Source organism: Pantoea sp. nfd-35 (assembly GCF_056892255.1).
The window spans coordinates 3235982-3256621 of the sequence record NZ_CP122403.1 but is presented as its reverse complement, the minus strand read 5'-3'; the positions used below and the strand labels follow the sequence as shown (position 1 = coordinate 3256621).

General features: G+C 52.0%; 14 protein-coding genes and 2 pseudogenes. 15 read left to right on the top strand and 1 reads right to left on the bottom strand.

The genetic code is table 11. The features are described from left to right. Positions 1-43 precede the first annotated feature (43 nt). From P9J57_RS15190 to P9J57_RS15125, 14 genes and pseudogenes are all read left to right on the top strand, one after another. Positions 44-10516, top strand: coding sequence for a hemagglutinin repeat-containing protein (locus P9J57_RS15190; protein ID WP_483279279.1), 10473 nt, complete (start codon positions 44-46; stop codon positions 10514-10516). Further along, positions 10503-10958 carry a hypothetical protein gene (locus tag P9J57_RS15185; RefSeq protein ID WP_483279278.1) on the top strand — a complete coding sequence of 152 codons (456 nt, stop codon included), beginning with the start codon at positions 10503-10505 and terminating at the stop codon, positions 10956-10958. Before P9J57_RS15190 ends, P9J57_RS15185 begins: the two co-directional genes overlap by 14 nt. 378 nt (positions 10959-11336) lie before the next feature. Further along, on the top strand, positions 11337-12053 hold the full coding sequence (locus P9J57_RS15180) for an HNH/endonuclease VII fold putative polymorphic toxin (RefSeq protein WP_028714907.1): 717 nt from the start codon (positions 11337-11339) through the stop codon (positions 12051-12053). Next, positions 12043-12657 (top strand): hypothetical protein, encoded by a 615-nt coding sequence (locus P9J57_RS15175; RefSeq protein WP_024472490.1) that lies wholly within the window; start codon positions 12043-12045, stop codon positions 12655-12657. The genes P9J57_RS15180 and P9J57_RS15175 overlap by 11 nt, the downstream gene beginning before the upstream one ends. Positions 12658-13010: 353 nt before the next feature. Next, positions 13011-13502 (top strand): hypothetical protein, encoded by a 492-nt coding sequence (locus P9J57_RS15170; RefSeq protein WP_028714908.1) that lies wholly within the window; start codon positions 13011-13013, stop codon positions 13500-13502. After that, complete coding sequence (locus P9J57_RS15165) at positions 13489-13746, top strand: hypothetical protein (RefSeq protein ID WP_028714909.1); 258 nt, start codon at positions 13489-13491, stop codon at positions 13744-13746. Before P9J57_RS15170 ends, P9J57_RS15165 begins: the two co-directional genes overlap by 14 nt. 116 nt (positions 13747-13862) lie before the next feature. Further along, positions 13863-14075, top strand: coding sequence for a hypothetical protein (locus P9J57_RS15160; RefSeq protein WP_146109138.1), 213 nt, complete (start codon positions 13863-13865; stop codon positions 14073-14075). A 128-nt stretch (positions 14076-14203) separates the two neighbouring features. Further along, a complete protein-coding gene (locus P9J57_RS15155; protein ID WP_049800800.1) occupies positions 14204-14605 on the top strand; it encodes a hypothetical protein in 402 nt (133 codons plus the stop codon). A gap of 421 nt (positions 14606-15026) precedes the next feature. Then, entirely contained in the window at positions 15027-16340 is a 1314-nt protein-coding gene (locus P9J57_RS15150; RefSeq protein ID WP_227008661.1) for a VENN motif pre-toxin domain-containing protein, read from the top strand. Beyond that, positions 16295-16534 carry a hypothetical protein gene (locus tag P9J57_RS15145; protein ID WP_227008660.1) on the top strand — a complete coding sequence of 80 codons (240 nt, stop codon included), beginning with the start codon at positions 16295-16297 and terminating at the stop codon, positions 16532-16534. Before P9J57_RS15150 ends, P9J57_RS15145 begins: the two co-directional genes overlap by 46 nt. Then, positions 16531-16827, top strand: a complete 297-nt coding sequence (locus P9J57_RS15140; RefSeq protein ID WP_028714910.1) for a hypothetical protein — start codon at positions 16531-16533, stop codon at positions 16825-16827. The genes P9J57_RS15145 and P9J57_RS15140 overlap by 4 nt, the downstream gene beginning before the upstream one ends. Positions 16828-17242: 415 nt before the next feature. Next, positions 17243-18067 (top strand): annotated as a pseudogene (locus P9J57_RS15135) (VENN motif pre-toxin domain-containing protein); the annotation flags it as partial. 203 nt (positions 18068-18270) lie between these two features. Then, positions 18271-18789, top strand: coding sequence for a hypothetical protein (locus P9J57_RS15130; protein ID WP_033765760.1), 519 nt, complete (start codon positions 18271-18273; stop codon positions 18787-18789). Then, positions 18786-19088, top strand: a complete 303-nt coding sequence (locus P9J57_RS15125; protein WP_028714911.1) for a hypothetical protein — start codon at positions 18786-18788, stop codon at positions 19086-19088. The genes P9J57_RS15130 and P9J57_RS15125 overlap by 4 nt, the downstream gene beginning before the upstream one ends. A gap of 50 nt (positions 19089-19138) precedes the next feature. Here the strand turns inward: P9J57_RS15125 and P9J57_RS15120 are convergent, their stop codons facing one another. Then, positions 19139-19342, bottom strand: coding sequence for a SymE family type I addiction module toxin (locus tag P9J57_RS15120; protein WP_029571403.1), 204 nt, complete (start codon positions 19340-19342; stop codon positions 19139-19141). Between the two features lie 89 nt (positions 19343-19431). Here P9J57_RS15120 and P9J57_RS15115 point away from each other — a divergent pair. Then, positions 19432-20538, top strand: a pseudogene (locus P9J57_RS15115) (IS3 family transposase); the annotation flags it as partial. Between the last annotated feature and the right edge of the window lie 102 nt (positions 20539-20640).

The following is a 20640-nucleotide window of genomic DNA, read 5'->3' as shown; positions in this document are numbered from 1 at the left end:
ATGACCACGATTCAGACCTCATGGATTTGAGAAGCCAAATTATATGAACAAACATTGTTACCGCCTGATCTTCAGCCGTACGCACGGTGAACTTCGCGTTGTTTCTGAACTGGCCCGTAGCTGCAGTAATGAACCGGGCCAGACGCGTGGGACGGGAGCCGCGCGCGTCTGGGTAACACTGCGTCGTTCTGGATGGCTCATAAGTCTGATGCTGTTTAACGGTCAGGCACTTGCTGACGGTATCGTTGCAGATGGCAATGCCGCAGCAGCTCTGCGCCCTGAGGTGATCAATACGCAAAATGGCCTCCCACAGGTTAACATCACCGCGCCAAATCAGGCGGGCGTTTCCCATAACCAGTACAGCCAGTTCGACGTTGACCAAAAAGGCGCCATTCTTAATAACTCTGCGGTCATGACCTCTACGCAAATGGCGGGCATGATTCAGGGCAATCCCAATATCAATCCCAATGGTGCGGCCGCCCGGGTCATTCTGAACGAAGTTAACAGTAACAATCCCAGCCAGCTTCGGGGCTATATGGAAGTAGCTGGTGGCCGTGCGCAGGTTATCGTCGCCAACCCTTCAGGTATTGTTTGTAATGGCTGTGGCACCATCAACGCAGGCAGAATGACGCTTACCACCGGTAAACCGCAGCTCAATGCCGACGGCAGTATTGCAGGTTATCAGGTTGAGCGCGGTGTCGTGCGCATTGAAGGCGGGGGCCTAAATGGCGACTCGCGGCATGACACCGAATACGTTGATGTGCTTGCGCGCGCCGTGGAAGTTAATGCGGGCGTCTGGGCGAAAGAGAAGATCAACGTCGTCGCGGGAAAAAACACTGTCAGCGCGGATGGCAACACCGTGACGCCTTCCTCCGGCCAGGATGGCGCTAAGCCTGAGTTAGCGATAGACATGGGCGATATGGGGGGAATGTACAGCGGCCAGATTCGTATGATCGGCACCGAAGCCGGCGTTGGTGTGCGTAATCAAGGCGGGCAGTTACAGGCCGGAAAAACCCTTACCGTCAGTAGCGAAGGCCGTCTGGTGTGGCAATCGGGCAAGCAAGAGGCTGTGACACAGGCGGGTGAGTCCGTCACCCTGATCGCCAAAGACAATATCGAACATGCGGGCAAACTTCACAGCGGTGGCACACTCAACGTACAGAGCCGCACTGGAGAGATTAAGCAGTCCGGGACGATGGCGGCCGCTGGCGATGTTCAGCTAACTGCCGCTAGCGGGATTGAAAACAGCGGTCATCTGCTGGCGGGCAGTGATGTAAACAGCATGCTCAACCGCGAAGCCGACCTCTCGCTGAGCAGCCAGGAAACTGTTCGCTCAACAGGTAGCCTGTTGAGCAAAAAGAATGTCACCCTGTCTGGTAAACGCGTTGATCTTAGTGAAGGACAGCTGGCTGCGAAACAGACAACAGTCACCGCCCAGAAAGAAGGGGTTGGGTTAAATAAAACCAGGGTCGACAGCCAGAACTTGCACATCAGCAGCACGGGCGACGTGGATGCGCGACAGGCAGAGATTAAGGCTGGTAACTGGGACGTTAATGCAGACAACCTGTTTAATCAGCAGGCGGTCTGGTCGCAGACGGGCACCGGAGATAACCGTTTTACGCTGCAAAACCAGCTTGATAATACCGGCGGTACGATAGAGGCACAGCGCCTTAACCTGAATGCGGGCGCGCTGACTAACCAGAACGGCAGACTGGTTGCACTCGACGGAAGCGATCAGCAGTGGCATGTGACAGGGCTGATCGACAACCGTGCGGGTGAACTGGGCAGTAACGGGAATATGGCGTTGAGCACCGGAAGCCTCACCAATCTCGGTGGTTCGGTTAAAAGTATGCTCTCTCTGCAGGTCGATGCTAAACACGCGCTCGATAACAGCGAAGGCAGGCTCCTGGCGGGCAATAACGTCACGCTGCAGGCGGAGACGCTGGTTAACCATGCCGGTGTGCTTAATGGTGAGGCAGTAAAAATCACCGCTCAACAGCTTGATAATGCACAAGGTCAGATCCTGAGTCAGCAGGGCCTGGCGCTTGACGCACAGCAGAGTCTCGACAATCACCAGGGCCTTATCGCCGCCGGGCAGAATGCAGACGTTCATACCGAGGGGAGCTGGAACAACCAGGGCGGCACGGTACAGAGCGAAACCCAGTTAAAGCTATCTGCGAGAAATCTCAACAACACCCAAGGCAAGTTGCTGTCTGGCGATCTGCTCGTGCTTAAAGCGAGTGGTGAAGTGAATAACGCTGCGGGTGAAATCAGCGGCAGCGCGCTGACGTTAGGTGTACAGAACCTGTCAAATGACAAAGGGAAAGTCATTGGCGGTCGGTCGGTGATCCTTGATGCGAAAAACGGGCTCGATAACGCGCAGGGACTGTTGGCAGCCGGCCAGATGCTCAACCTTTCTACCGAAGGTATGCTGAATAATCTTAACGGCGGCATCAGCGCGGCCGATCTCGATCTCACCGCCGGTCAACTCGATAACACGCAAGGAAAAATCATTGCGGATAACGGCCTGCACGTGCGGGCACAGCAGGCTCTGGATAACACTCTCGGTTTGCTTGAAGCGGGTGAGACACTTGATGCCAGTACCCAGGGCAACTGGAAAAATCAGCAGGGCACGGCACAAGGCGGTAAAGCTGTTATTGCCGCCACGCACGATTTTGATAACACAAACGGCAGGCTTCAGTCTGGTGGCGCGCTGCGGTTAGACAGTGCCGGGAATGTTATCAACCAGGGCGGCAAACTGACTGCGCAGAAAGACCTGACGTGGCAAGGTGCCACAACCAGCTTATTTAATAATGATGGCGGTTCGTTGCAGAGTGGAAACAACCTGTCAGTCACGGGTGGGCGACTGACCAACCGCGCGCAGGGCATTGTGCTGGGACAGGATGCTCTCTCGTTTGATCTGGCCGCTGACGTCAATAATCAGGACGGTCAAATCACGGGCGGTGGTCAAACGGTCCTGCGCGCAGGCAGTCTCACCAATGCTGGCGGCAAAATCAATTCCCTTGGCGGCCTTGAGATGCAGTTCAGTGGCCAACTGGACAACAGTAATGGGCGTATTTTCAGCCAGCTATCTCAGAAACTGACGGCGGGGAATATTGCAAACGAGCAAGGCTGGATGGGAAGCCAGGGAGAATGGCGCGCCACCACAGGTCATTTCGCTAATACGCTGGGCAGCGTGCAAAGCGAGCAGTCGGCATGGCTTAACGCGGCTGCGCTGAATAACCAACAGGGGCTGCTGCAGGCTGCTGCTGCGTTGACGATGAGAGTGACGCAAGGAATCGACAATCGCGCGGGTAAAATCAGCGCCCAAACGCAGCTGGATGCACGCGGCGATGATAACGGGGCGAGCACGGGTGCCATTAACAATGCTGGTGGTCAGTGGCTGGCGGGCGAAGCGTTAAACCTTGCGGCACAGATGCTGGACAATACCCAGAATGGCCTGCTTTACAGTCAGAAACAGCTTCATCTTCTTCTCGATGACACGCTTAAAAATCAACAGGGCAAAGTGCAGAGCGGAGAAAGCCTGACGCTTGCAGCCCGCTCATTGCAAAACGATGCGGGTTCGATCACCAGCCAGCAGCAGTTAACGCTCAATCTGACAGGTGAGCTCAGCAACCAGGGCGGCGCGTTACGCAGCAATGGCGTCCAGCAGGTCAGCGCCAGTCATATCAATAATCAGCAAGGCACGATCAGTAGTCTTGACGATCTTGGCGTCACCGCGGCGCAACTTGATAACGCGGCGGGCACTCTGATAAGCCAGGGAACCGGCATTTATCGTATTGATACGCTGAATAACCAACAGGGCAAAATTCATAGCGGCCGCGGCCTGACGCTGAACGGTAACGTGGTCAATAACCAGGGCGGCCAGTTAGTTTCGACCCAGGATATGATCATTACGGCGGCGCAAATCACCAATGCCAGCCGGGGAACAATCAGCAGCCAAGGGGCGCTGGATGTGCAGGGCAGCACACTGGATAACCACGATGGCGGCCTGATTCTGGGCACCACGCGCACGGGCATCTCGGCCAACGAGTTGAATAACAGCACAGGTCGACTGCAAAGTGCGGGGGCGATGACGCTGGCAGGGCTGTCACTGCTGGATAACCGCCAGGGCAGCATCGTAGCAAATGGGCCACTCAATATTAACAATGGCAGTAATGCACGTTTTGCCCGGCTCGCTTTCTCCGCGCCTTCATTAGCTCTACTAAACCAGAACGGCGTTGTGCAGAGTGGTGCAACGATGGCGGTTAATGCGCGTACGCTGGACAACCAGGGCGGAAAACTGCAAAGCCAGCAGGACTTTACGTTGGGCGTACAGCAGGATTATGTCCAGCGGGCCAGTGATATTCTAACCAGTAATGGCACGCTCACGATGTCGGTCGCGGGCATGTTTACCAACCTGAATGACTGGCTGTTGCCTGGGAACCTGAACCTTACCAGTGCGCATTTTACTAACCCAGGCACGCTGGTCAGTAAAATCATGCAGATTACAACAGGGCAATTCACCAACCGTGGCCGTGTTGAAGCTGACACGATGACGCTTAACGTTGACACGCTGGACAACCCCACGGCGGTGATGGGCGACAACATCACCGTTAACGCCCGCATTATTGATAACTACGGCACGGGTGGGGTTATCGCGGCGACCCAGTCGCTTAACCTGCGCGGCAACGAGCGGCTGACGAACCGTGACGGGGCGTTGCTGTTCAGCAGTGGCAATATGCAACTGGGCAGTAACGACCTGATTGAAAACCGGGCAAGTGCCATTGAGGCCAGCGGTGATCTCACGGTAAACGCACAGCGTTTAATCAATCAGCGCATCGGATTAAATATCGCCCGTGATGCAGAGTCCGAGTCGTATAAATGGCATCGCTATAACTATTACTGGCGATCCTATGGAATGTGGGTCAACAACGATAAAAATACGCTGGCACCGACCACCCAACAGCTGACTTTTGGCAATGGTGCTGAGGCGCAAAACAATCGTTATGGCACCCTAATGGCTATTGATGAGGCCGGTAAGCGCGCGCAGGTGCGGGTCAAAGACAACACCGGTCAACTGATCGACCTGTGGGTCAATTACCTGGCGCTCAGACCGAACGGCGACGGTAGCTACGCCATGACATTTTACGAAACGCGCGGAGAGAATCAGCTTGCGGTCATCCCCACTCCCTATCAAAACGGTTTCCATTGGGAGCATGACAGGACGCAGGTATTAACGTGGGATCCCAATAAACATATTGATATCTTCACTGCGCCTAATGTCAATGACTACAATAATTTACGCGAGCGCACGGTAACCGGCTCTTTAACGCGTGATCGCCTTATATCCGAAGGCACAGGCGCGCGTATGTTGGCCGGGGGCAATATGGCTCTGCATGTTGGCAGTCAGTTGCTCAACGATGCGAGTGTTATCACAGCGAACGGCAATCTGGGGATTGACGGTGGCGGTAGCGTGGATAACCGAGGTTACTCGGTTAACGAACATCGCATTGAAACCCTCGTGGACCACTATGACAGAGACACAAATCACTGGTATCCCACCTCACACTATGATGGCACCACGGCGCTACAAACCATTGATGGCATTATCTCTGGTAATGGCCGGGTGAGCATCACCGGGACCAGTATCTCGAATACCACTGTCAATCAGGCGCAAATCAGCAGCGTTGAAGCGGCGCTAAAGGCCGTGGACGCGGAGCGCGCAGAATGGGAGCGTAACCCCCTGGCGTTTAGCGTGAATGGCGCAAGCGGACAACATGCCGATACCCAACTGCAACCTGGTGGGCAGATCGCCACAGGCCAGCCTTCTTTGCCAGGACGTCCGCTGCTTCCGGCGGAGCTGGCCTTCACGGCCAGACAGCACCTGGCAAGTGTGGCAACAAACATTCCCAATAACGGCCTGTTCCGCCAGTTCACGGCAAGCGGTAGCCCTTACCTGGTGGTCACCGACGCGCGCTTTACCAGTCGGACCCAGTTTATCAGCAGCGATTATCTGCTTTCTCGCGTGGGTTATGATCCGGCGGCGGTGCATAAGCGTCTGGGTGACGGGTTTTATGAGCAGAAGCTGGTACGGGATCAGGTGCTGAGCCTGACCGGCCGTCAATCGGTGCACGGTGAGGATGCAATGGCCCAGTACCAGGCGCTGATGAATAACGGTGTGAAAGTGGCGCAGGATTTCCGTCTGGTGCCCGGCGTGGCGTTAACACCGGAACAGATCGCCTCATTACAGCAGGATATTGTCTGGCTGGTAAGCGAAACGGTTAATACCGAGAACGGCCCGCAGACGGTTTGGGTGCCGAAGGTCTATCTGGCCCAGTCCACGCTGCGCCTGACTGGTGACGGAGCCCTCATTGCAGGGGGCGATCTGCAGCTTTCTGCTAACAGCGTAACCAACGCGGGTAATCTACTGGCAGACAAGGCCCTGAGCATTGATGCCTCAGCGTTTTCTCATCAGAGTGGCGATATCAAAGCAGACAGCATCAACGTGCATGCAGACAGCCTGAGCATGAGCACCAATCTGCAGGATGCGTTGCGACAGGCCAGCATGAGTGCGGGCGATATCAGCCTCAGCGGTAATGATATTCGCCTGCAGGGCGCGAAGATTAGCGCAACGGATAACCTGGCGCTCAGTGCGCGTGACAATCTGGAGATTAGTGCTGCGAAGGCAAGCTACAAAGCCAATATTGATGTCATATCGGGGGCCATGGGTAATCGCAGTGGTGCGGGAACCGAAGAGGCTGGCCAGCGCATGGCGCAGGTCAGCGGTGAATGGCAGCTTGCCCAGGGCAGTGAGCTGAAAGCGGGCGGCAATCTGGTCATGAAAGCCGGTAAAGACATCACGCTGCAGGGCAGTCAGGCTCAGGCGGGCGGGCAAACGGCGATTCAGGCGGGCGGCAATGTCCGTTTACTGGCAGATAAAACCACTAACAATACCCATCTTGAAGCCAGTGGTAAGGTTTCTTCTGTCAGCAACAGCCGTGAAGAAGATCAGCTTTACCTCAGTACACTGGGTGGCGATAAGGGTGTGACGATCATTGCTGGCAAGGATCTGCTTGCCGAAGGTGCGCAGATTGACAGTAAAGCAGGGGCCATTGGGATTGGTGCGGAAAATGTCACCATCAAAGAGGTCCGAAGCTCAACACATGCCTACGATAATGAGCAGTCGAGTAACAAAAACCATACGCGTATAGAAGAGACTTCAAAAGAAGACGTGATCGGCAGTACGCTCAGTGCACAGCATGGCATTACAACGATAGCCCGCACGGGTGACATCACAGTGACTGGCAGTACCCTGCATAGCGAGGAGGGGGCAATCGCCCTTCAGGCTAAACACGACATCACGCTCAATAGTGCGACGGAGCGTGAATCACGTTATCTGGATGAAAGTTCTCAGAAGAAAGGTTTCCTGAGTAAGAAAAGCAGTCATACAGTGCAGGACGATCGTGTGACGCGTGAAAAAGGCACGCTGATAAGCGGCAACAGTGTCACGATTGATGCCGGAAACGATCTCACTGTAAGTGGATCAGCCATCGCTGCCGATCAGAATGTGAATTTGCAGGCGGGAAACAATGTCGATATTTCTGCCGCCACCGAAACCGGTTATCACTATCTCTTGGAAGAAAAGAAAAAGAGCGGCCTGATGGGCAGCGGGGGGATTGGCTTTACGGTCGGCAAACAGTCGACGCGTCATGAAGTTAATGAAGACGAGATCGTTCAGAGCCAGAGCTTCAGCACCATCGGCAGCAGCCAGGGGAACGTTAACATCACCGCAGGGAATAAACTGCATATTGGCGGCGCGGATCTGATAGCCGGTAAAGATCTTAACCTGAGCGGCGACAGTGTAGATATTGACTCGGGTTTCGACCGCAATAACCGCACGGAAACATTTGAGTCTAAACAGAGTGGCTTTACGCTGGCGCTGTCGGGTACGGTGGGTAGCGCCCTGAACACGGCTGTCAGCGTGGCACAGCAGGCAAGAAAAGAGGGTGATGGACGACTCCGTGCGCTGCAGGGAACTAAAGCCGCGCTGAGCGGCGCGCAGGCCGCAGCGGCTTATGAGAACGACAGCGCTCTTACCGAGGCGGCAAACGCCAAAAATGCGGCGGCGGGGATTGATCCCAAGGCTGATAATGCGGCTCAGGGCGCGAAAAATACCGTTGGTATCACGCTCTCATACGGTAGCCAGTCATCAAAAAGCGAGTCTCACAGCCAGAGCAGTCAGGCGCAAGGAAGCACACTCAATGCAGGCAGAAATATCGCTATCACGGCGACCGGTAAAAACAAAGGCGAACAGAGCGGTGATATTACGCTCGCCGGTACCCAGATGAAAGCGGGCGGGGAGATGACGCTGGACGCTGCCCGCGATATCAATCTGCTGTCATCGCAAAATACACAACAGACCGACAATAAAAACAGCAGTAAAGGCGGATCGGTTGGCATTGGTATCGGTGTCGGATCAGGCGGCTATGGCATTACCGTCTCTGCCAGCGTCAACAGCAGTAAGGGCCGTGAAAACGGCAACTCGCTGACGCATAACGAAACTACGCTGGATGCAGGCGGCGGGATCAATTTGAAGAGTGGCCGTGACACCACTTTGAAAGGGGCTCAGGTTAACGGAGAAACCATCAAGGCGGATGTTGGACGGAACCTGACGCTCGCCAGTGAGCAGGATAGTGACCGCTATGACTCAAAACAGCAGAGCGCCAGCGCGGGTGGCAGCTTTACGTTTGGTTCGATGACCGGTTCAGCAAACGTCAACGTATCCAAAGATAAAATCCACAGCAATTTCGACTCGGTTAAAGAGCAGACGGGATTGTTTGCCGGTAAAGGTGGCTATCAGATCACCGTGGGGAACCACACGCAGCTCGACGGGGCTGTCATTGCCAGCACGGCGGACAAAGACCGCAATGTTCTGGATACCGGCACCCTGGGCTGGAGCGATATTCAGAATCAGGCCGACTATAAATCTGAGCATCAGAGCGCAGGTTTCAACAGCGGTGGCCCCATTGGTTCCAATCTGTTAAGCAACGTCAGTGCACTTCCAATCAGTGCTGCCGGAGGTAGTGGGCACGCTGAGGGCAGCACAAAAGCGGCGGTCAGCGACGGCAATATCATTATCCGCAACCGGGATGCGCAGCAGCAGGATTTGTCCGGCCTGAGCCGCGACACGGAGCATGCCAACGACGGCAGCATCAGCCCGATTTTCGACAAAGAGAAAGAGCAGCGCCGCCTGCAGCAGGCGCAACTGGTCAACGACGTTGTCACCCAGGCGCTTGACGTTTACAACACGCATGAAGCCGCCCGGGCCACGCGCGCCGCCACGGCCAGCCTGGCGGATACGGATACGCGTACTGCGCTGGAAGCGCAGGCCAGCGCAATGCTGGATGAGGCGCATGAAAAGGATCCGAACGTCGACAACAGCAGGCAGGCGGTGGTCAGCAAGGCATGGCAGCTGGCCTATGACCAGGCGATTGTCCGGCAGGGCGCGGACATGGGCGGAAGCGTACGGACGGGCGTCAACGCGGTGGTTAATGCTCTGCAGGCGCTGGCGGGCGGCGACATCAGGGCCGCCCTGGCGCAGGGCGCTGCGCCTTATCTGGCCGCGAAGGTCAAGGAACTGACCACCGATAATGCGCCCTACGGTGAACTGACAGACACACAGAAACTGAATAACCTGATGGCGCACGCGCTGCTGGGCGGCGTGGTCGCTGAGCTGAGCGGGGGCAGTGCAGCCGCAGGCGCCACCGGCGCGGTAACGGGGGAACTGGCGGCGCCGGCCATCGCACTGGCGCTTTACGGCACGGCAGACAGTGATAAACTGAGCCCGGAGCAGAAGGCGAACCTGAGCGCGCTGGCGACGCTGGCATCGGGAATCGCTGCGGGTGTGAGCAGCGGGAGCACGGCGGGTGCGGCGACGGGGGCGCTGGCGGGTAAGAATGCGGTTGAGAATAATTCCTTCAGTGATGGCTGGAATAATATATTGCCATCAGGAGGTATGGATTATGGTAAGGCAGTTTCTTCATGGAACAAGTATGCTTTAGATAACGATTTATCACCCGATAAAAATCAAGATGGATTAAAACAAATTGCTACTGGAGAAGGGCCCTCTTTAGGAGCTGAGGGCAAAGTCACCACGGTAGTTCAGGTTAATGGAGACGTTGCTGCCGCCGTCGGTTATACCATTACTGGTTCTATAGACAATAGACATTTATCAGTAACTGGTGGAGATATATATGGCTTTGGTGCACATGCAGGTGCATCAGTTGGGTTAAGTTTTGGTCCTTATTTTCCAGGAGTATTAGGGAGTCCTGATCGTGATTATTCATTTAATTTAGGTGGTGGGGTTTTTTCCTTTAGTGCAACTGGAAACAAGGATGGATTGGGTTTTTCATTTGGTATTGGACCATCTTGGGGGATTAGCGCAACGGAGATTCGTGGCGTTGATTTAAATGGGACAGCTACTAGCGAGATTTATAGTTATGAGTTTAAATGATTTACATTACACTTCCATATTTTTAATGTTAATTTTTATGATTGTGTTTTTTGCATTTTTTGTTCATTTTATATATAAGGAATTGGGGGGGGTTAAAATAGGAAGAGATACCTTTCTTTTTTTCGATTTTATGTTTTTTGGTTCAGGTTTTAAATCGAACGTCCCCTCACTAGCGATGGCTATGATTATATTACTGAGTAGATTTTCTGCTTATAGTAAAAATTATGATGTAACTGCTTTGTATGAAGGTGTCGTTGTTTCTTTTGCGATGTTGTTTCTTTTTGTGCATTGTAGGTTTTTTTCCGGAATTAGTTATAGTAAAACCAGGGTGAAATTAATTAAAGAGTTTTTTCTGAATTTAAAGTTAACTAAGAATTTTTTTTTCTTATGGCTATCCAGAGTTTTTTATATTGCACTGATTTTCTACGCTTATGGTGTTTGAAGATTGCTTTGTTGTCGGATTTTAAAGTGTGACCAGTCATGATATAGGTTGATACTTTTCAGCCATCCAACGCCCGATGTACTTCATCGGGCGTTTTATATTTCAACGACAGATGCGGGCGTCGTGTGTTGTAGATTTCTACCGACTCTGAGCGGCGGCAGTGCATCCGCAGGGGCCACCGGCGCGGTAACGGGGGAACTGGCGGCGCCGGCCATCGCGCTGGCGCTTTACGGCACGGCAGACAGTGATAAACTGAGCCCGGAGCAGAAGGCGAACCTGAGCGCGCTGGCGGGTAAGAATGCGGCGGAGAATAACAATCTGGCAGCCGTTGTGCGTCTTGGTGCTACAGCATGCGCGGAGATCGCTTCATGCCGTGACATGGTTGTAGAGAAAGGGTTAGGCGCATTGCTGGGCCTCGGTGTGGCGAAAACGGCGATGGACAACCTTTCCGAGGCCGATCGTACATTGATACTGGCAGCGGCCATGACGGGTAAAGCCGATGAAATAGAGCGGCTGACTCCGGCACAGCAGGCGGTATATAAGGAAATGGTCGAGAGTCAGAAAGGCACTCTGCTTCCATTACCGGTGCTTGACCGGCCTTTAGTTGACAATACGCTGACTAATCCCATCCCAGGGCAGAATAAAGGCACGACGCTAACCACTCCGGATCAACGTGATCAGAACGGCAGCAGTCATACCGGGAATACCAGTGATGTGCCGAATGCGGGCAGTAATACGACAGTCATCCCAATCCCGGATGGGCCGAATAGGGATGATTTGGCTTATCAATCCGAAGGTTCACGGCCTGAGAACATGTCACCTGAGGGAGCAGGTAGAGCTGGTGCATTCAACGAGGCAAAACGGCAATCAGGAATTCCAGTGGGTAAAAATCCGGATAGAGTGCTTCCTAATGTAGATAAAAGAGGGAATTCTCAGCCAGGAAAAATCTATGAGTTTGATGTACCCAAACCTGGAGGTGGTACACAAACTATACAAATAAGGGATGATGCTAAAGGCCATTTCTTTGGCGAGAAAGATATCCAAAATAGAGGCCCTCATTTTAACGATCAGGAAGGGAATCATTATGATTACTGATATTACCATACGTTATGCTAGCAATATTAGTTTTAAAAATGAAATTGCCAATTTTGATTCACTGGGGGTTGCAGGAGAAAATATATCAGCAGTTAGCTGGGAAATAAAAAATATGAAGCGTAGCGATGGAACTTTAACCATTATAAAAGAAATGGTTAAAAAGCTATCAACCTCTGCTGATATAGAGACTATTTATATTTACATTCAATTGTCTGGAAAGCAACCTGACACTCGTTTGATAAGATATAAAAAAACGTGGGGCCTTTTGAAGTCAAGGGGCTACAATTTTGATTTTATGTCAAATAAAAATGATTTTATTTTTAATTATGGTGATGGATTAGCGTTGTCAGGGACTGCATCTTTTGATGTTTCATTGTTAGATAATTTATCAAAGTTAATTAAGGACGAGAAAAAAATTTTTTTTGCAATTGCTCCGTCTGGAAAGAAAGAATTGGAAGTAGCCAATATTAAATCTGAGCTTGAGTGGATGAATAATTTCTGGTCATTAAATGGGGTAGTATTTTTAACATTAGGTCTACTTGATGAAATGGACTGCGAAGTAGTTGCTTTAGGCAAAAAAACAGTTATTCAAGGTTTAAAATAAATTTTCTCTGTGGCGAATAATGCGCTCGGAGCCACATCTTCAGACAAACTCGATAAAGTCATTGAGCAAATCATGAACAGCGATAAATCACTGGAATCGGCTAATGAGCTGATCAAACTAGAAAATGCTGACATACGCAGTGATGCTCTGGTATCCAAATTTACTAGATACCCTTCAGAAATGACCGGCACAGCGTGGGCTGAACTAGCCGGAAATCTGCGAGTTTAAGCCTCTGAAATGGAAAAAGCCTTTGGGCGAGCGGTAGCACAATAGTTGGTTACCGGGCTGCTCTCTGGTAAGGATTACATAAAACGTAACCCTGACTCTGAAGTCATGTCTAAAGCTCAAGCATCATGAACACCTGGGGCTACCATAAATCGAATGCCAGTATTGGTGATGCGCCACTGATGTTTGGAGTTAAAGTGCTGTTAACCACAATAAAAGGTATGGCCACTGATGTAGCGATTGGGGTAGGTGTTGATACTGGCGTTCAGCTCGCAGGAAAAGATCCGTTCAGTTATGTCGATGCAATAATGGCTGGGGTGACAGCAGCCGCAACGACAGGGAAAGGCATTATAGCTTCAACTCCAATCAACATAGGGGGAGCAGCAATAGGAAGCGGGATTAAAGGGGAGAATCCGGTTAACTCTATGGCAGGCGCTGGAGCAGGTACTGTCGTTGGTGGCGTAGGAGGCGAAATAATAAAAGGGGTCGGTTCAAAGCTTGGAAAAGATGCAGTATCTGATTTAACAGGAGCGGTTCTTGGAGGCTACATCGGTGAGAAAACAGGGAATGCTGTAAAAGATGAACTCGATAAGAAGGATAAAACCGATGCTAAAAAATAATCTCTTTAGTTTAGTCAAACTGATATTGAGTTGCCTGATTTTATTTTTCATTGGCGATGTTGTAGCTGAACTACTTGCATCAGCGATTATTTATTTTAAAAAAGGTTTTTTCCAGTTCAGTTGGAGCAATGTTTTTGACTCTTTCTTCAGAACCGGGTATGTCGGCGGCCTTATTTTGGGTGTCGGGATCTGGATAAAGGTCTTGTTAAAGGAGCGAAAAGATCAACAGAGTCCCTCTGAATAAATCACCAATCCCGGCCTCTCTGGCTAGGATTTTACTTGATCCTTTCAGCTCTTCGTTCTGCGGATAACCGGTGCGGGACATCTCTCCTGTAGCGCACCGGGGAAGTCTTTCAGCCAGTGGCTGACCTTCTTAAGATGAATACACGTCAGGCTCAGGCCTTCCAGGCAGCCCTACGGCTCGCGGGTGTCCTGAGCGGTGATAATGATACAGTTGAGAATAATAGCCTCTCGCTGCCAGGCGGGCTGAACAGTTACGGCCAGGCTTCGACATCGCTGGGCACCTCAATGACTGAAGCCGGTGCGCAGCGGAAGAAATTAACGCAGCGCTGAGTAAAAATGCGAAAGGTGATTTACCGGAAGGCGCAAAAATCACCAAAACCATTGTTGAGGGTTATAAAGAGGGCGTACTGATTGCCGTTGCAGGTTATTTAGGGCCGGCGGCAAGCATCGGGAAAGTTGTGGCAGGTGCAACCGTCGCTGAAAGAGCAAATGGGACTTACAAGTGGTTCGATATAAACAGTGAGAAGAATCAGAGCCTGCCTGAAAATCAGCAGAAAACCTGGGATTACTGGGGGAGCGCTTCTGCGGCTGTGACCGGTGTATTAGCCCTTGGCCGTGGTGTCTGGCAGAACGTGGGAATAGCGGCAGGCAGTGCGGTGTTTACGGATGGGCCGGACAAAGGCGCTGTCAGTGGGGCGATTATTGGTGCTGGAGTCGGTGGAGCTATTGGTCTTTGGGGGCCAAGTTTACTGGATCCAGTTTTAGGGGGCGCATCAGGTCTTGCGAGCGACGTATTCGGTGCGGCTGGTAGCGAATATATAGGCAATAAAGTGAAGGACAAGATAAATGAGAAAAAATAAGCAAACCTTAACTTTGATGTGTTTAAGTATTTTATATATAACGCTTTGCTGCTTAATTTTCCTATTAATCTCTGATGCAGTAATAGACTTATTATTTTCTGGGGAATTAGAAATGAACCGGACAACTTTTAAGAGAATTATTGTGATGAGCTTAATCGCAGGTGTTGCGGTAGGAACTGGAGGTTACATATTCGCTAAAATAGACGAGTACAAGACCTGTAAATCACCCCCGTCCGATCCAGACTGATCGACACAAGACTCCCGGTCACAGCGCCGGGATCTTTTTATCTGCTGTTCAGAGATTAATATCCAGCTCAATCACCATTCTGCCACGTTTAACGGTGATAATCGCCAGCTTGCCGGTATCAAACCCGAATCTCTCATCATTATCCGCAACCGGGATGCCCAGCAGCAGGCGCAGATGGTCAAGGAGGTTGCCATCAAGGCGCTTGACGTTTACAACACCTATGAAACCGCACGCACCACGGGTGCCGCCACGGCCAGCCTGTCGGATACGGATACGCGTACTGCGCTGGAAGCCCAAGCCAGGGCAATACTGGATAAGGCGCATAAAAGGGAGCCGAACGTAGACAGCAGCAGGCAGGCGGTGGTCAGCAAGCCCTGGCAGCTGGCCTACGATCAGGCGATTGTCCGTCAGGGCGCGGACATGGGCGGAAGCGTGCGCACGGGCGTCAACGCGGTAGTTAATGCCCTGCAGGCGCTGGCAGGCGGCGACATCAAGGCTGCCTTGGCGCAGGGCGCTGCGCCTTATCTGGCCGCGAAGGTCAAGGAACTGACCACCGGTAATGCGCCCTACGGTGAACTGACAGACACACAGAAACTGAATAACCTGATGGCGCACGCGCTGCTGGGCGGCGTGGTCGCTGAGCTGAGCGGGGGCAGTGCAGCCGCAGGCGCCACCGGTGCGGTAACGGGGGAACTGGCGACGCCGGCCATCGCACTGGCGCTTTACGGCACGGCAGACAGTGATAAACTGAGCCCGGACCAGAAGGCGAACCTGAGCGCGCTGGCAACGCTGGCATCGGGAATCGCTGCGGGTGTGAGCAGCGGGAGCACGGCGGGTGCGGCGACGGGCGCGCTGGCGGGTAAAAATGCGGTGGAGAATAACTCGCTGAGCGCTACACAGTCACTTGCCTTCGACAAAGAATTGTCAGAGTGCCGTAAATCTGGCGGTGACTGCCAGGCAGTTATAGATAAATGGAAGCAGGTCAGCGATAAGCAAAGTGCGGAAACCGACCAGAAGCTGAAAAACGATCCGGTTGGGGTACAGGTCTGGGATAAAGACGTTGCCCAGGGTGGTTCGGATATGGCGAATCGTCCGGGCTGGCTGGGTAATCTTCCCGGTGTCGATGTGATGACCAGCGATGAAGCTAAAGCCTACGTTCAGCAGTGGAACGGCCAGGATCTGGCGAAAATAGATCAAAATAGTCCTGGCTGGACGAAATTTGCGGTGTTCGCGTCAGATCCGGAAAATCAGGCAGCAGTTGCGTCAATAGGAATGCTGGGTAAAGATCTTTTTCTGATAGCAAAAAATAGTTTTACTACTAAATCCTTATTAAAGGAAATGACCGCGCAGGGTATTAAATTTACACCTGAAAATATTGTCAGTGCTGCTAAGAATAATAATGGAAAAGTTTTTTTCTTGAGAAAGGTAACTCAAAGGCGGGATTGCAGCATATTATCGGTGAGCATGAAAAGGACTTTGCAAATATAGGTGTTTCAGAAGCAAAAATCCCCAGCGTAGTTATGAAAGCAATATCAGAAGGTAAAGTCGTTGGTTATCAAGGGAAAGGGACAGGTCGTCCAATTTATGAAACAGTTATAAATGGTGAAATGCATCGATTAGCTATCACCGTATCAAGTAATGGCTTTGTGGTAGGAGCCAATCCTGCTGGGAGATTGAAATGAAACTTATAAAGTTAATGGCGGATTATTACTCTTTCCCCTTATGGAATAATTTACCTGGTGAAGTTGGGAATATTGATCCAGAAGATTTACCTCTCTCATATGAGTTGAAAGAAGAACTTAATAAATGGTCGGAAAAATATGACTCTATATTAAATGATGAAGATCCATTATCGTCAGGCTTCACAACAAAAGAAGAAGAGAGGATGTTTATTGATAATGGCTATAAATTAGCTGAACGTCTCCAGACAGAACTCGGAAGTGCATACAAAATAACTTATCATTCTGATTATTAATAATAAAGATCCCAGCCCTTAATGGCCGGGATCTTCCTTCCTGAGCCGTCACTTATCCGGATAGACCTTCCGTCACTCCTCCGTGCCCGGTGGCGGTGACCGCTTCTGCGGCGTGCTGACTGCGCTGATAAACTCCGCAATCTGTCGCTGCCTGCGCGCTGAGGGCTTTTTACAGGCCTGGCGTAGCTGGGTCAGCACTTCCGGTTCTGTCGTCTCGTCTCTGGCTGCGGTTCCTGAGCGGTCAGGATCAGACAGCCCGCCAGCACCCGGACGTCAAGATCGTAAATCCCGCCTCTTCCAGTTACTCTCCCTTTATCCGCAGACCGGGGCAGCGACTGTATCAGGCGGTGCTGGTGTAAGCACACCTGTTTTAGTTCCATGCACTTTTTGAGATATCCGGTTTTTCAGCCATCTGCAGGATCTGTCCGGCCTGAGCCGCGACACGGAGCATGCCAACGACGGCAGCATCAGCCTTATTTTCGACAAAGAGAAAGAGCAGCGACGACTGCAGCAGGCGCAGATGGTCAAGGAGGTTGCCATCAAGGCGCTTGACGTTTACAACACCTATGAAACCGCACGCACCACGCGTGCCGCCACGGCCAGCCTGTCGGATACGGATACGGATACGGATACGCGTACTGCGCTGGAAGCCCAGGCCAGGGCAATACTGGATAAGGCGCATAAAAGGGATCCGAACGTCGACAGCAGCAGGCAGGCGGTGGTCAGCAAGCCCTGGCAGCTGGCCTACGATCAGGCGATTGTCCGGCAGGGCGCGGACATGGGCGGAAGCGTACGGACGGGCGTCAACGCGGTGGTTAATGCTCTGCAGGCGCTGGCGGGCGGCGACATCAGGGCCGCACTGGCGCAGGGCGCGGCCCCTTATCTGGCCGCGAAGGTCAAGGAACTGGCCACCGGTAATGCGCCCTACGGTGAACTGACAGACACACAGAAACTGAATAACCTGATGGCGCACGCGCTGCTGGGCGGCGTGGTCGCTGAGCTGAGCGGGGGCAGTGCAGCCGCAGGCGCCACCGGTGCGGTAACGGGGGAACTGGCGACGCCGGCCATCGCACTGGCGCTTTACGGCACGGCAGACAGTGATAAACTGAGCCCGGAGCAGAAGGCGAACCTGAGCGCGCTGGCGACGCTGGCATCGGGAATCGCTGCGGGTGTGAGCAGCGGGAGCACGGCGGGTGCGGCGACGGGCGCGCTGGCGGGTAAGAATGCGGTTGAGAATAACTTTTTGGGTGACAAGGACATCACGACCTTCACTGAAAAGTATGCGAATGCCAAGACAGATGCGGATAGAGAACAGCTTCTGGCCGACCTGAAAAAGCTTGATGTAGAGCACAGACGAAGGCGCTGGCAACCGGTATTCCGGTTAACGAGCAGAAAGCTGAGCTTGAGAAGCTGAAAGCGCTGGCTGCTTCGCCGGATTGTAATGTGCAGTGTCAGCAACTGGTTGCTTATTCGCTCTCTGTGCTGGAACCGGTAGCGAATAATACGGAGCTGCACAAGAATAACCTGAATAAAGCGATACTGGCGGGGGTAATATTTGGGTTAACCGTTGAGAAGCCAGCGGCGAATAATCCGATATCACACCTGACGAGGGAACAGCAGCAGTTAATCAAAAATGCAGAATATATAACTACAGCCAAGGGTATCCAGAACCCATTCCCGCGCGATCTGAATGAGAAAATCGTGTGGAATCAAGTTAGGGCAAATCCAGCCTCTGCTGGAGAACCACTCAAAGGAATGAACAAAGATCTTCGCTTCCCGACATATGCGGGATTCCAGAAAATGGAAGCGAAACAAAAGCTATCTGATGGTTCAACAATAACAGTGCATTATCAATATAACTCATATACTGGTAAGGCTTATGATATAAAAATTACCACGCCTCAGAGAAGTGTTGCTGATCCAGCTAAGGTGATTGATTCTATTAAGGATGTTGTTAAATGAAAATAAAAGAACATGATGGGACACTTATAGATGTTTATGCTATTTACTGGATGAAGGGGAAAACCTATTTTTATGGCCTAATCAAAGAATATGGATTGTCTGTATTTAACTCGGATAAAGTAGAAGTTATAGATCCTACAATGTCTGGCGATTTTATTTTTTTTGAAGATGGCATCTTTTTTAAGCCTCTCATTGCAGAAGGAATACTGGATGATCTGGTTGAAGGGGATCTGGAAACATACAGGCGTTTTATTGAAATCCTGAAAGCTGAAGGTCGAGTTGAACCGGATTTCTATTAACCGTCAAGATCCCGGCACCAGCGCCGGGATCTTGCTATCAACCGTTAGACTTACCCACAATACCCGTCCCCACGCCTGTACACTGGCAGATCGCCGGTGTCGTTCAGCACTCCCGGAAACCCTTCCAGCCACAGCTTCATCTTCTGCCGGTTGACGTAAGCCATGCTCAGCCCCTCGGCACAGCCGTAGAGCTCGCGGGTGTTCTGGGTGGTGATCACGATACAGTCGTGCATCACCCGGATCTTAATCGGCATCCCGTCCCTGTGTAAGCATCCCACTTAAATGAACCATTCACTTTTAGAAATCTTCCGACATACTGATTATGTCCCCTGAGGAGATCGCTATGCGTAAGATCCGATTTACTCAGCACCAGATCATCGCTGTTCTTAAGTCCGTCGAAGCCAGGCGAACTGTTAAGGATGTCTGCCGTGAAGCCGGTATCTCTGAAGCCAGCTATTACAACTGGAAGGCGAAATACGGCGGGATGGAAGCAGCTGATATCAAAAAAGTAAAAGATCTTGAGGACGAAAATCTTCGTCTGAAGCAGATGTTTGCCGACCTGAGTCTGGAAAATCGTGCGTTAAAAGATGTCATCGAAAAAAGCTTTAAAACCAGCGATGAAGCGTGAGCTTGTCAGCTATCTGATGGTGCAATTTTCTATGAGCTTACGCCAGGCATGCAGGACATTGTCGCTGAGCAAGACGGTATTTCGTTATCAGCCGGATACGCGACGGGATGAGCCCGTGATCCTGGCGCTGACAGAAGCGGCTGAACGTTATCCTCGGTACGGTTATAAGAAGCTGTTCCAGGTGCTGCGCAGACAGGGTAATGCCTTGAATCACAAGCGCGTTCACCGGATTTACTGCCAGCTGAAACTGAATTTACGCCGTAAGGGAAAACTGCGCCTGCCGGTGCGCAATCCGGCTCCCCTGGCAACACCAGAGGCGATGAACCAGAGCTGATCCATCGATATTATGCATGATGCGCTGGTGTGTGGCTGACGCTTCAGGATCTTCAACGTGGTGGATGATTTTAACCGGGAAGCGCTGGCGAACAAAATTGATCTGAATATCCCGTCACTGCGGGTTGTGAGAGTGCTGGATAGGATCGTGGCAAACCGCGGATATCCGCTGAAGATGAGGATGGACAATGGCCCCGAGCTGGTCTCGCTGACACTTGCGCAGTGGGCAGAAGAACATGGCGTGATGCTGGAGTTTATCAGGCCGGGTAAGCCGACGCAGAACGCTTTTATCGAACGGTTCAACCGCACGTACCGGACAGAAATACCGGATTTTTATCTGTTCAGAACACTGAACGAAGCACGGGAAATTACAGTACGCTGGCTGGCTGAATATAACAGCGAGCGCCCCCATGAATCCCTGAATAACCTGACGCCGGAGGAATATCGGCTGATGGCTGAAACCCGGGAAATCTCAAAAGTGCGTGGAACTAAAACTGGTGTGCTTACACAGCAGCTTGCGCGTCTGCGGCGGTGTCCGGTAACGGTGAGGATTGATGAAGGGGGCCAGATCATCACCGTTGAGGCACAGTC